Genomic DNA, 11905 nt, shown 5'->3' on the forward strand with positions numbered 1-11905 from the left:
TTTTAAAAGGCGCTACTTTACTGTTATTTAGTAGTGTTAACCAGTAAGTTTAAAGTATTTTTTGAAATAAGGTAGTTGAGGAGTGTGAATTGAAGGTAAATAGCACAAAATGTCTGTGAATTGTCTAAAAAGTAGCCAGTATAAAGATGGATATTTTGTAAGATCTGACGCTATATAACGGCTATCTAAAAATATCACACTGTAATAACGGCGCTATATGGTGAATAGTTATGAAAGGCTCAATCTAGTTGTAAAGCTAATTGGTGGATTATTGAGGCAGTCAAACCCCAAACTAACCGCCCGTTATACCAGTAAAAAAAGATGCGACTGTGCCGCCCTGAACGCTTTATATCCACGAATTTATGGCGTTGAAGTGAAAGTGCATCAAACAATGGAACTTCAAAGATAGAAGCCACTTCGCTGGGGTTCGCTTGATATCGAATATTATTAGGTAAAAGCCCAACTATAGGGGTGACCTCGTAGCCACCATAACTTTGGAGTGGGGCGAGTTGGCCAAGTACTTTAACTTTTTCCGGAGGGATCGCCACTTCTTCGTAAGCTTCACGTAAGGCGGTGTTGATGGGTGAGCCATCCTCGGGGTCACTTGCCCCCCCAGGAAAAGCCACTTCTCCTGCATGAGAACGTAAGAAAGGGGAGCGTTGCGTAAGAAGTAACGTTGGGTGCGGTTTATTGATTATTGGCAAAAGAACCGCAGCCGATTTACCCGCCTTGAATACAGGCTGGCGGGTTGTCGGCAAAGTAAACTGAAAACGATTGATAAAGTTATTCAGTTCAGTCATCTTTATTTAGTGCTCCTAATACAGGTAAAATCAGGCTTAATTTATCAAATGTCTCTTGATATTCTCTGTCAGCTTGGCTATCAGCAACAATACCACCACCAGCCCAACAGTAAATTTGTTTTTTATAGGTCAATAAAGTACGAATAGTAATATTGCTATCCATATTTCCACAAAAGCTAATATAGCCTATTGCACCACAATATCCATGTCGACGATGCGGTTCTAATTCTTCAATGATTTCCATTGCTCGTATTTTAGGTGCTCCGGTGATTGACCCTCCAGGGAAGCACGCTCTTAATAAGTCAGCAGCACAATACTGAGCATCTAATTTTGCGCAGACCGTACTAACCAAATGGTGTACAGCAGGAAATGACTCCACTGCAAATAACTCAGGGACATTCACTGACCCTGGCTGGGCAACTCGGCCAATATCATTACGTAATAAATCGACAATCATGACGTTTTCTGCACGGTCTTTGGTTGAGTTTGCTAATTTTTCTACTTGAGCAAGGTCATCCTGTTCATTTTCTAGACGGGGAAGTGTTCCTTTAATTGGGCGAGTCTGAATATCGCCATCCTGTAAAAAAATAAACCGCTCAGGGGACATGCTAATGACTGCGTTTTCAGGTAAACGAATAAAGGAAGAGAAAGGGGCTTCATTACTTTCTAACAGAGCTAGAAATGCATTCCATTCGTCCCCTTTATACTTAGCTTTAAATCTTTGAGCTAAATTGATTTGATAGCAATCACCATTACGTAAATATTCATGAATATGCGCGATGTTTTGGTGATATGTCTCTTCTGACATGTTTGATTGCCAAGGGGACGTTAATTGGAATTTATTCTTACGTGGTTTTTTTTGTGCCTGTAACCAAGCTAACCTAGCTTCAATATCATCATAACTAATTAATGTAGTTGTTTTAGTGTGATGATCAATAATGAGTGCCCATAAATAGATCCCGATGGCCATATCAGGAAATTGTAATTCTGTTTTGGCGAGGTTAGGGAGTTTTTCAATGCGACGACCTAAATCGTAGCTCCAAAGGCCCAATGCACCACCATTAAAAGGTAAATCTATGCATTCATTATTGTTCGACCTGTATTTATTGAGCAATTGTTTTAGCAAATCAAAGGGGTCTGAACCCGAAGTCGTTGAAGGTTGACCTTGCTCTGTGATGGTTGTTTCGCTGTGGTAGGTAGTCAGTGTCGCAATAGGGTCAGCGACAATAATATCAAATCGATTATGTGAATGTTTTGCATTTCCTGAATGTAATAACATTGCCCATGGCAGATGTGCAATAGGCGCAAAATAGTCGATTGCCGCAGTTGGGCGATAAGGTAACTGTTTTTTATTGATAGTCATGTCGATAAATATAATATTCCGCAACAAGTGGATTTGAACAGGTTAACATATATTCTTATCTTAATAATCGAAGAGATGTTAAAATCTTAATTATTGATTTTAGTATTTTACTTATGAGGTTTAAACCATGCTTTCTGGAATACCAGCACTTAATCATGAAGAGCAACAAGAAGCGGTTGAAAGAATTCATCAGTTGATGGCGCAAGGGATGAGTAGTGGACAGGCCATTGCAATAGTAGCTCAAGAAATTAGGGAAAGCCACCAAGGTAAAGAGCAAATTCACGTATTATTCGATGATGAAAATTAATAATTAGTAAACATACTATTAACATTTATGCGCAGACCTGATAGATTAATATTAGTTAAGTCATTTTATTCATTGATACTAGTTAGAAAATGACCAGTAAGTAACTGGTAAATTTAACATATTCTAATAGGCTTAAATGGGCAGCTAAACTAATCAAAAATCTTTACCTTATATGGGTATCGGAGGGTGCTATGGAAGCAAATCATAAAATTGCTGTTGTTCTGGGGACATGTGCATTGGTTTTTAGTTCGTTTGCTTTAAGCGCAAACGATGAAGAAGGTAAAGCGGAACCCTTTGTCAGTTGTGGTACATTAACTGAACCACAGATTGCGGCTCAGGTTAAAAGTGATTTTATGCATAATAGGTTACCGCGTTGGGCAGAAGAGAAGGCCACGTTAGGTAAAAAGGCAGTTGCATGGGTCAATGATAGTGAAGTGACTAAAACTGAAACTGGCTATACTGTTCCATTGGTGGTGAGAGGGGCAAAATCTGACCTACGTTATTCTGTTTCGGTCGATTGCCAAAATAATACGGTTACCTATAACGCAACTAAATAGGCAGTTAATATTAGTTAACAAAGAAAAGACCCATTTTCTTTCGTATTAATGTAACTAAAGGGGAGCCGAAAAAGGCTCCCTTTTTTAGTGTATGGATAATAAATTTACTTCGTGACCAAATAAAAATATTGGGTAGTAAACCGAGTAATCAATTTAGCGATTTCTGGGTTCATAAGGCATACGCGCAAAATTTTGTGAAAGTTGGCGGTAATAAACCAACCTTTCTCTGAAATACTCCCTTAGGTGCTCGGGCTGTTCCCGTTCGACGGCTTCGGCGATGACGGCGACGTTATAGCGTTCTTTGAATGCAACACCGGAGGCTAAAAGGTCAACGTTGATCTTATCCATTTCATCTTTAGGTAATAAAGCAAGGTTGTAGTTCATTTTGGTTCTCAAAAGTTAATTCTCACTGATTTATTATAATGGGTTAATGAGAAAAAATCTCAATAGAATATTAAAAAATGATGTCGGAAAAATAAAGACGAATGATTGTTATCGTGATAATTAAAATATAAGCCAAGAAAAGATAATGAGATTGATTATTATTGTTTTTAACAAAAGTTATTAATAATCAGTAAATTGGATTTTTTTGTTTTAAGATTGTTTTAGGGTTTTAATTATTGTAATACTGTGCATAATATAAGAATGAACGATTAACTGATAAGGCATAAATATGTTAACTACAGACATGGTCAATAAACTAAATGAGCAATTAAATCTTGAATTTTATTCTGCTAATCTTTATTTGCAAATGAGTGCTTGGTGTAGCGATAAAGGCTACGAAGGTGCAGCTGCATTTCTAAAGTCGCACTCACAAGAAGAAATGGAGCACATGCAGCGTTTATTTGATTACCTTAGCGATACAGGTGCATTACCTTTATTAGGGCAAATTGCAGCGCCTCCTGTTGCTTTCAAATCGATTGCAGATGTTTTCACCCAAACATATGAGCACGAACAATTAATCACACGCGAAATTAACAAACTGGCTCATTTAGCCATGACAACCCAAGACTATTCAACATTTAACTTCTTACAATGGTATGTTGCTGAGCAACACGAAGAAGAAAAACTATTTAAATCAGTATTGGATAAACTTGATATGGTTGGTGAATCTGGCAAGGCGTTATTCTTGTTAGATAAAGACTTAAAAAGCTTATCTGCAGCAACACATATCTAATTTGAAGCACTATCGGTATTCATTAAGTTAATATATCTATTTGAAGTATAAAGACCTTATCAGGCTTGTGGCTATGAAAGTTTATTTCAATGACCACAAGCCTTTTTCTTTTCATTTTGTGTGAAAACTCACAGGATAGAGGGTCAAAACCTATTTTTAAGCGGTAAAACTGGTTTTTTTCCGTATAATGATTGGTAATAATTCTAAATTCACCTGCAAATTAAGGGGTTACTATGCCAATCCACCATATTAAATCTTCATGGCGTAAACTTAGCGCTATTGCCGTTTTGTTTTTAGGTATGTCTTTCCAACAAGCTTTTGCTCATGCTCATCTTAAAGACCAACTACCAGCTGAAGGTGCCGCGGTAGAGCAAGCACCTGAATCAATTACATTAAGCTTTTCTGAGGGGATTGAAGTTAATTTCACTAAAGTCAATATTGTTGGCCCTGAAAAAAATATTGTCAAAACAGGCAAGGCAGCATTAGACCCAAGTAATGACACTAAAGTTATTGTTCCTGTTGAGGATAAACTCGTTGCCGGTAAGTATGATGTTAATTGGAGTGTGGTCTCTGTGGATGGGCACAAAACAAAAGGGACTTATAGCTTTACAGTGAAATGATATGTCACTAGAAGCTTTTTATACGTTAATTCGTTTTATCCATTTTATCGCTGCAATATTGATGTGTGGTATGTCAATATTTGCAGTGCTTCTCAGTCGTGGGAAGTTTCGCTATTTATTAGTCCGTTACCTTAATAAAGGTATCTTCTTTTGCGCTATTATCACTTCATTAACAACCTTTGGTTGGTTGCTTGCTCAAGCTGGTTTGATGGGGGATGGTTGGGAAGATAGTATCGATTGGGCTATATGGCAGGGGGTGCTTGGCACGTCATTTGGTCAAATATGGCGCTGGCAACTGCTGTTTGCTGTTATCCTCTTGCTGGTTTTATGTATAAAATCCATAAAGCTACGTCTAAACCTAGTATTACTTCTTTCTATTGTCCTGCTTGGTCTCCATGCATTTATTGGGCATGCAGCCATGACCGATGGCGTTATTGGGGCTTTTCATCGTATTAATCAGTTCATTCATCTCATTAGTGCAGCCTATTGGTTTGGTGGTTTATGGCCATTCTTAATTTGTATTCAGTTTTTACGTCATAAACAAGAGCTGGTGCAGGGGATGGATAAACAAATAATCAGTACTATGCGGTTGTTTTCAAAAATTGGGCATGTTGCAGTTGTGCTTGTCATCTTAACCGGGGTTATTAGTGCAATAACGATTTTGCCAGAATGGCCTTTGGCATTTTCGGGCTCTGAGTACCAATCATTGCTTTGGTTTAAAATTATTTTAGTTCTAGGAATGGTAATGTTAGCTTTGATTAATCGCTACTATATCGTTCCAGGCCTAAAACACAGAGGGCGTTTGAACTATTTGATCATTAATAGTTGGGTTGAATTGTTATTGGGTACTATGGCAATTCTAGCCGTTGCTATTTTTGCTACTTATCAACCGATATAGCCAAATGTTCGTATTTATTTGATAATACAGTGAAGATATTTTTAATATTTACAAGGTCATTTTAATGAAATATAAACTCATTATTTGCTCATTATTACTTGTTGGAACAATGAGTGCAGCATACTCCGCACCATTGGCAACAGTCAGTAAAAAACAATTTGGTCAGGACTGGCCGTTTATTCGTGAGGAGGTGATGCTTGAGTGCCGTAACAATGGTGCATTGGTCGTCATTAACCCTGCAACATTGATGCAATATCCATTAAATGAGATAGCGACGGAATTAATGGAGAAAAAAGAGATTAAGGCTCAGCCGATTGATGTTTTATTAGCACCTATTGAAACAACTAAAAGTGTTAAAGAAAGAATACAGCCATTAAAAGAGGCCGCTGAAAAATTATGCCCCAGTAAGTAAGGTTACTGGAAATAGGGCTGGTTACGCAGAGGGAATGGTGTTTTCTATTATTTGTTTATATAAATCAGCACGATACAACATTGAAAGGTTTTGTTGATTACTGGTATAGGTATAACCTATTGAACAAATAGTTCAATATTAGAAAATCAAACAATAAATTGTGTTAATAATATGTGAAATAATTGATAATAAATGTGGTAAGAACGTGAGTTGAAAGCTAGTATTAGGGTGTACTTTGTTACGTCTCAATGGCAATTTTAGCGCACGGCTCTGCCAGAGCCATTTCCCAAGGCCCGGTAATCGGAATCTACCAGGCCTCTTTTTTTGCCTATCGGTTTGTTTGTTAACACACTAGTAATCACCTTTCTATTTGTTCTTACCCATTTATATACCCGAGCTAATAGGCTGTATAACATGATTAACCTACTATGCTAATTTCATGACCCAATGATGATTTTCTTTATCATAGTGATGACGATAGAGTAAAACAGGTTTTTCATCTAAGGTGGCAGGGATGCTGGTATGTTCGTCCCAACCATCTAATTGCATACAGAAATCGGTATCAGAATCACAAGGGATACTTACCGTATCACTTTTATGTGAAGCCATAACCGCATCATTAATTTCATAGGAAGATATTTTCAATTTCACAAAACACATAATAGCACCTCATTTATCGACGTTATCTATATATACTAAGCTCAACAGAATTAATCATAGTATAAATGGAATTGATTTCCAAAATAAATTTTCACCGATAAGCAAGAGAGGGTGCATTATGTTACTTATATGCACCCTTGTAGTGTTTATTTTTTAGGTATTGATGTACCCCAGTTTAAGTAATCACTAGGGGCTTCTAATTTTAGAATGAAATGCTGTTCCGGCTTGGCTTTCGGCGCTAAAGGCACTGTTGGCGGGGTGGCGAGAGTGATACCACCTCGGACAAACTGCTTGAATGTACCGCTTTTCATAACTCCACCAGCCAAACCAAAGGAGAAATTAAAGCCGGATGATTGCCAAAATTCAGTGTTATCACGTACTAAATATTGATACTCCTTGCCAATACGTGTGGCAACATAAACGCGGTCGGAAAGCTCTCCCAAATATAAGCCTGTCACCACACCGACTTCCAGCCCTCTAAATAAAATCGGCGTCCCCACCTGAACAGAACCAACATCAGTGGCATCAAGGTAAATGGTTAAACCATCTAAATAACGAGAGTCAGTTATATTGGCAGCTTGTAGTTCAAATTGATAACGGTTTTTATTACTACGTCCAGGCTCTGCACTAATATAAGGTTGTAATATACTGTCAAGGTTATTTAAGCCCGCGGGTGATAACTCAGGGGTTACAACAGCAAAGCGGCTCCCTAGTTTTGTGAATGTGCTGACATACTCTGGATAGAGAATAGCTCTCGCTTGTACCTCTCTTTTATCAGAGGACAGTTTTAACGACTCTATCTGACCAATGTTTATGCCTAAATAACGGATAGGCATGCCTTCAGAAAGTTTGGAGGCATCAAATGTTGTTAAGGTAACTACACTACCAATAGCCTTAGCTGATGTTTCATTAGGGTAAAGCATGTGTTGGCGTGCAGTATTCGCTGTGCCATTACCTATGTTGTCAAAGCTTATTGCTCCACTGATCGCACGGCTCAATGGGGCAGCTTGGACTGTTAAACCATTACTATTTAACTGAACTTTTGCTCCACCTTCAGCCCAAAAAACACTGTTATCAGTCAGTAAATGCCGATATTCACTTGAAATATATACATCAATGGAAAAACCGGATGTAGTGGGTTTAATGGTGGTAATTTTGCCTACTGCAAATTGACGATAAAGTACAACCGACCCGGCTTGTATATCTGGTAAAGTCGCTGTATTAAGAGTAATTGTAGTTGGTGGAGATGACCCTAAAATACCGGCTTTCGCATTGTCATCACTGCGGTATAAAGGGAATTTCTCTGGTAATTTCCCTTGGCTTTGCCCCGCAATTAAGTGTATGCCGCCATCTAACCATTCTTGCGGTGTCGCGCCTTGGAACTGTAGTCCACCAAGCCCCAATTGGACATCAACACGGCTATTGGCGACAAATTTACTGTCTTCACGAATGAGGTGCTTAAACTCATCATATATGGCTATTTTAAAATTGACATTATCGGCGGATAGGTGACGTTGTAACACTTCACCGATTTGAATACCTTTATAAACAACAGGTTGCCCTTTGCTTACGCCATAGGTGTCATTGGCCCATAAGGCAAGAGTTAAAGGGGATTTACCTTCTTGTTCAGCAGCTTTGACAACGGCACGGCTAGATTGTAACACAAAACGTTGGCCTTCTTCCGCTTGGGGGCTGCCTTGCGGTGAGTCAAAAGTAATAGCGCCATTTATGACAGCAGAAAGGCTTTCCATTTTGATATTAGCACCGGATTTAAGGTCAAAACTACCTTGTAAGCCAGATACATTCCAAAATTGGCTGTCTTTACGAACGAGTTTGGCATAGTGTTTTTTGACCACCGCAGATATAGATACCCCTTGGTTATCCGGTAAAATGGTATAATCCGAGATATAACCCACGGGGACTTTTCGGTAATAAATGGGTGAGTTTTCGTTTAATGAACCTAAATCAGGTGCGGTTAAGTGGATTAGAAGTTCACCTTCGTCAATATTTAGTTGTGGTGGCGTGTCTTGTGCCACAAACGAGAATTGCTCTGTCCCAGTGCTTGGCAGCATTCCAATATAGTTACCGCCAACCAATGCATCAAGGCCGGAAACGCCCGCCAATGAGGCTTTAGGTGTAACTAACCAAAATTTTGTGCCTGAAGTTAACGCAGAGCGCATGTCTTTGTTAACACTGGCAGTAACAATAATGGATTTCATATTTTTGCTAATAGCAATTGATTGAACTAATCCAACCTCAACGCCTTGGTAGCGAATAGGTGTTCGATTTGCGACGACACCTGGGGCAGAAGAGAACTCAATCGTAATATTAGTTCCACGCTCAACCCAATGTTGGAAAAGAAGCCAACCAGCTATAAAAATCGCTACCAGCGGTAATAACCAGAAAGGGGAGATACGCCCTCGTTTGCGTAGTGTGGCTTCTGTAGCTTCTTCAGAAGGCTCATTTTGCAGGTTTTGATTTTCCATATGAATCCCATATTAAGCGGCTATCTAACCATTCAACAGCCATGATTGTTAGAATAACTGCTGTACCAAAGTAAAATGCGGCAGGGCCCATAGTAAAAGACATTAATTGATCACGGTTAACTAATGTCATCATTAAGGCAATGACGAATAAATCTAACATTGACCAGCGGCCTATCCATGAAACAAATTTTAGTAGTTTCATACGAAGAACAGGGTCGGTATTGCTTTTTAACTGTATAGAAAATAGTAATAATATCATGATGATAATCTTGATGAAGGGCACTAATATGCTGGCAATGAAGACAATAATGGCAATAGGCCAGTTACCCGAGTCAATTAAGGCTACAACACCAGAATAAATTGTGTCCTCCAAACGCTGCCCATTCAGATAAAAAACTGAAATGGGTAGCAGGTTAGCGGGAAACAATAACACCATGGCGGCAATTAGCGCAGCCCATGTTTTTTGTAAACTATAGGGGTTGCGAGATTGTAATGGCCGATGACAGCGCTGACACTTCCCTTGGGCGTTAGAAGGCCCTGTAAAGTGGCAAGCGGTGCAGGCCAACGCATGTGGTTGTTCCCCTTGGTCATCAATAGGGTAAAACCGACGCCATAGTTCGTCTAAATTCATGTGGATGAGGATCAATAAACTTAAAATAGCCATCGTGATAAAAGCAACTAAACCATTACCGATAAACACGCTGGCGTAATCTTGCATTTTAATTGCCGCTATACCGAGAGCGATTAAGTAAACATCTAACATAACCCATTCTTTGATGTGTTTCAGAACCAGTAAAATAGGGCGAAGGTTTAAATTTATTCGCTGACCAATAAGTAACATTAATATTAATATTGGCAATAATAGTGGAGCAGCTATCGCACAAAAAGCCACAATACTTGCTGTGAGCGGGTCACCTTGATGATTAATTAAGCGAACACCTTCTATTACATTGGCATTAATTTGACTTCCCAGCAGATGAATAGAAATTAGTGGTTGTAAAAAAGCGATCGGTGCTAGCATCAATAATGTGATAGACAATATGGATAACCGCTTGATTGACCATGACCGGCCATCATTGAGTTGACTAGAACAACGAGGGCAAATAACGACTTGTCGTAAGCTAAATCGCGGAGCGAGGATTTTTTGGTTGCAATGGCTACAACGCTGTAAAATCAAGTCAGTGTGGTTAATGTTGTTCATATTTACTCATTTTAGGGTTTCACTTAGATGTAATCTAGTGTAAAAAAATTTACCTCAAAGTGACAAATTGGTAACCTTAGAGTTACTCTTACAGATGTTTCATTAATTACTTGATTATTACTAAAAATAATTATGGATAAAAAGAAGTATTATCTTGAACTTTCAGATAATCTCTCTGCATTATTAGCAGGAGAATATGATTTAATTGCCACCTTAGCAAATACTTGTGCATTACTGTATGAGCGCTTAGAGGGGGTTAATTGGGCTGGATTTTACCTGAGTAATGGGCAAGAATTAGTATTAGGTCCGTTTCAAGGTAAAGTTGCATGTGTTCGAATACCCTTTGGTAAAGGGGTCTGTGGTACGGCTTTTAGTCACAACCAAATTCAGCGTATAGAAGATGTTCATGCATTCCCAGGTCATATCGCTTGTGATGCGGCAAGTAACGCTGAAATTGTGTTTCCTTTGGTGGTAAATGGGCAAATTATTGGGGTTTTAGATATCGACAGCCCAAATATTAGCCAATTCGACCAAGAGGATGAAAAAGGCTTAAAGCACCTTGTAAACCAGTTGTGTCAACATCTGGCAATGTGTTCTATGCCAAAATATTACTAAATATTGGTCAGTTAAATTAATAGTAACGTGGCAATTGTCAGCAACACGATTATAATGTCGGCTTGTTCATGCCCGTGAGGTTGGCAAAATCGTTGTTATCAGGAAATTTCATGGAAAATCAACCTAAGTTGAATAGTAGTAAAGAAGTTATCGCATTTCTAGCAGAGCGTTTTCCTCGCTGTTTTATCGCTGAAGGCGAAGCACGTCCGTTAAAAGTCGGAATTTTTCAAGATATCGTAGGGTGTTTAACTGAAGAAGACGGTATTAGCAAAACGCAATTACGTTCTGCGTTGCGTATGTATACCTCTAGCTGGCGTTATCTCTACGGTGTTAAAGAAGGCGCAAAACGCGTTGACCTAAATGGCGAAGACTGTGGTGAATTAGACGCAGAGCATATTGCTCATGCGCGTCAACAATTAGCTGAAGCTAAAGCTCGTGTTCAAGCGCAACGTGCTGAACAAAAAGCGCAAAAGCGCCCAGCAGCGAAAAAGCCGAGTGAAAAAAACACCCGTAGTCAAGATACCACTAAAGAGAAAGCGCCTCGCCGTCGCCCATCAGACAATAAAGAACGCTCGCAAACTACATCAGCTAAACCCCCCCGTCGTAATAACCCAGCCCCAGAACAGAATCTGAAATCAGTCACTGATATCAACACACTTCAAATTGGTCAATCATTGAAAGTGAAAGTGGGTACTAGTGTGATGGACGCCTCTGTGCTGGAAATTGCAAAAGACGGTGTTAGGGTTCAATTGCCAACTGGACTGGCAATGATTGTACGCGCGGAACATTTAAAGTTCTGATACGGAGGT

14 protein-coding genes are annotated in these 11905 nt (G+C 39.2%); 8 read left to right on the plus strand and 6 right to left on the minus strand.

Annotation, left to right across the window (positions count from 1 at the left end; genetic code table 11):
- Nucleotides 1–239: 239 nt before the first annotated feature.
- Together ACPEH5_RS13725 and pabB are read right to left on the minus strand one after the other, a co-directional pair.
- Entirely contained in the window at nucleotides 240–800 is a 561-nt protein-coding gene (locus ACPEH5_RS13725) for a CoA pyrophosphatase (protein ID WP_042843585.1), read from the minus strand.
- Nucleotides 793–2163: an aminodeoxychorismate synthase component 1 gene (pabB, locus tag ACPEH5_RS13730; RefSeq protein ID WP_042843586.1), complete on the minus strand. Its 1371-nt coding sequence runs from the start codon at nucleotides 2161–2163 to the stop codon at nucleotides 793–795. Before pabB ends, ACPEH5_RS13725 begins: the two co-directional genes overlap by 8 nt.
- Before the next feature lie 127 nt (nucleotides 2164–2290).
- Here pabB and ACPEH5_RS13735 point away from each other — a divergent pair, with 127 nt between their 5' ends.
- Complete coding sequence (locus ACPEH5_RS13735; RefSeq protein WP_210787288.1) at nucleotides 2291–2470, plus strand: YoaH family protein; 180 nt, start codon at nucleotides 2291–2293, stop codon at nucleotides 2468–2470.
- A 191-nt stretch (nucleotides 2471–2661) separates the two neighbouring features.
- Entirely contained in the window at nucleotides 2662–3027 is a 366-nt protein-coding gene (gene yebF / locus ACPEH5_RS13740; RefSeq protein ID WP_048607312.1) for a protein YebF, read from the plus strand.
- A 153-nt stretch (nucleotides 3028–3180) separates the two neighbouring features.
- On the opposite strand, the gene ACPEH5_RS13745 is transcribed toward yebF, so the two are convergent.
- The gene (locus ACPEH5_RS13745) at nucleotides 3181–3411 is read right to left on the minus strand and encodes a DNA polymerase III subunit theta (protein WP_042843589.1); all 231 of its coding nucleotides are present in this window, start codon (nucleotides 3409–3411) and stop codon (nucleotides 3181–3183) included.
- 289 nt (nucleotides 3412–3700) lie between these two features.
- Between ACPEH5_RS13745 and ftnA the strand changes: the two genes are divergently transcribed.
- From ftnA to ACPEH5_RS13765, 4 genes are all read left to right on the plus strand, one after another.
- The gene (gene ftnA / locus ACPEH5_RS13750) at nucleotides 3701–4204 is read left to right on the plus strand and encodes a non-heme ferritin (protein ID WP_042843590.1); all 504 of its coding nucleotides are present in this window, start codon (nucleotides 3701–3703) and stop codon (nucleotides 4202–4204) included.
- Between the two features lie 233 nt (nucleotides 4205–4437).
- On the plus strand, nucleotides 4438–4824 hold the full coding sequence (gene copC, locus ACPEH5_RS13755) for a copper homeostasis periplasmic binding protein CopC (RefSeq protein WP_131680769.1): 387 nt from the start codon (nucleotides 4438–4440) through the stop codon (nucleotides 4822–4824).
- 1 nt (nucleotide 4825) lies between these two features.
- On the plus strand, nucleotides 4826–5722 hold the full coding sequence (gene copD, locus ACPEH5_RS13760; protein ID WP_129465968.1) for a copper homeostasis membrane protein CopD: 897 nt from the start codon (nucleotides 4826–4828) through the stop codon (nucleotides 5720–5722).
- Nucleotides 5723–5786: 64 nt separating this feature from the next.
- The gene (locus tag ACPEH5_RS13765; RefSeq protein WP_042843595.1) at nucleotides 5787–6134 is read left to right on the plus strand and encodes a YebY family protein; all 348 of its coding nucleotides are present in this window, start codon (nucleotides 5787–5789) and stop codon (nucleotides 6132–6134) included.
- A 426-nt stretch (nucleotides 6135–6560) separates the two neighbouring features.
- Here ACPEH5_RS13765 and ACPEH5_RS13770 read toward each other — a convergent pair whose 3' ends face one another.
- The 3 genes from ACPEH5_RS13770 to yebS form a co-directional block, all read right to left on the minus strand.
- Nucleotides 6561–6794: a DUF1480 family protein gene (locus tag ACPEH5_RS13770; RefSeq protein ID WP_042843596.1), complete on the minus strand. Its 234-nt coding sequence runs from the start codon at nucleotides 6792–6794 to the stop codon at nucleotides 6561–6563.
- Nucleotides 6795–6940: 146 nt separating this feature from the next.
- The gene (locus ACPEH5_RS13775) at nucleotides 6941–9280 is read right to left on the minus strand and encodes a PqiB family protein (protein ID WP_210787169.1); all 2340 of its coding nucleotides are present in this window, start codon (nucleotides 9278–9280) and stop codon (nucleotides 6941–6943) included.
- A complete protein-coding gene (gene yebS / locus ACPEH5_RS13780) occupies nucleotides 9255–10481 on the minus strand; it encodes a membrane integrity lipid transport subunit YebS (RefSeq protein ID WP_042843598.1) in 1227 nt (408 codons plus the stop codon). The genes ACPEH5_RS13775 and yebS overlap by 26 nt, the downstream gene beginning before the upstream one ends.
- A gap of 132 nt (nucleotides 10482–10613) precedes the next feature.
- On the opposite strand from yebS, the gene ACPEH5_RS13785 reads away from it, so the two are divergent.
- The gene (locus ACPEH5_RS13785; protein ID WP_042843599.1) at nucleotides 10614–11096 is read left to right on the plus strand and encodes a GAF domain-containing protein; all 483 of its coding nucleotides are present in this window, start codon (nucleotides 10614–10616) and stop codon (nucleotides 11094–11096) included.
- A gap of 110 nt (nucleotides 11097–11206) precedes the next feature.
- Nucleotides 11207–11896: an RNA chaperone ProQ gene (gene proQ, locus ACPEH5_RS13790; protein ID WP_042843600.1), complete on the plus strand. Its 690-nt coding sequence runs from the start codon at nucleotides 11207–11209 to the stop codon at nucleotides 11894–11896.
- Nucleotides 11897–11905: the final 9 nt, after the last annotated feature.

This window comes from Providencia sp. NPDC089933 (assembly GCF_049545585.1).
Classification (GTDB): Bacteria; Pseudomonadota; Gammaproteobacteria; order Enterobacterales; family Enterobacteriaceae; genus Providencia; species Providencia huashanensis.

What these genes read in the sequence shown, in the direction of transcription:
- ACPEH5_RS13765 (WP_042843595.1), top strand. Translation starts at nt 5,787, where the DNA reads ATGAAATATAAACTCATTATTTGCTCATTATTACTTGTTGGAACAATG.
- copD (WP_129465968.1), top strand. Translation starts at nt 4,826, where the DNA reads ATGTCACTAGAAGCTTTTTATACGTTAATTCGTTTTATCCATTTTATC.
- ACPEH5_RS13735 (WP_210787288.1), top strand. Translation starts at nt 2,291, where the DNA reads ATGCTTTCTGGAATACCAGCACTTAATCATGAAGAGCAACAAGAAGCG.
- ACPEH5_RS13785 (WP_042843599.1), top strand. Translation starts at nt 10,614, where the DNA reads ATGGATAAAAAGAAGTATTATCTTGAACTTTCAGATAATCTCTCTGCA.
- ftnA (WP_042843590.1), top strand. Translation starts at nt 3,701, where the DNA reads ATGTTAACTACAGACATGGTCAATAAACTAAATGAGCAATTAAATCTT.
- proQ (WP_042843600.1), top strand. Translation starts at nt 11,207, where the DNA reads ATGGAAAATCAACCTAAGTTGAATAGTAGTAAAGAAGTTATCGCATTT.
- yebS (WP_042843598.1), bottom strand. Translation starts at nt 10,481, where the DNA reads ATGAACAACATTAACCACACTGACTTGATTTTACAGCGTTGTAGCCAT.
- ACPEH5_RS13775 (WP_210787169.1), bottom strand. Translation starts at nt 9,280, where the DNA reads ATGGAAAATCAAAACCTGCAAAATGAGCCTTCTGAAGAAGCTACAGAA.
- ACPEH5_RS13745 (WP_042843589.1), bottom strand. Translation starts at nt 3,411, where the DNA reads ATGAACTACAACCTTGCTTTATTACCTAAAGATGAAATGGATAAGATC.
- copC (WP_131680769.1), top strand. Translation starts at nt 4,438, where the DNA reads ATGCCAATCCACCATATTAAATCTTCATGGCGTAAACTTAGCGCTATT.
- ACPEH5_RS13770 (WP_042843596.1), bottom strand. Translation starts at nt 6,794, where the DNA reads ATGTGTTTTGTGAAATTGAAAATATCTTCCTATGAAATTAATGATGCG.
- yebF (WP_048607312.1), top strand. Translation starts at nt 2,662, where the DNA reads ATGGAAGCAAATCATAAAATTGCTGTTGTTCTGGGGACATGTGCATTG.
- pabB (WP_042843586.1), bottom strand. Translation starts at nt 2,163, where the DNA reads ATGACTATCAATAAAAAACAGTTACCTTATCGCCCAACTGCGGCAATC.
- ACPEH5_RS13725 (WP_042843585.1), bottom strand. Translation starts at nt 800, where the DNA reads ATGACTGAACTGAATAACTTTATCAATCGTTTTCAGTTTACTTTGCCG.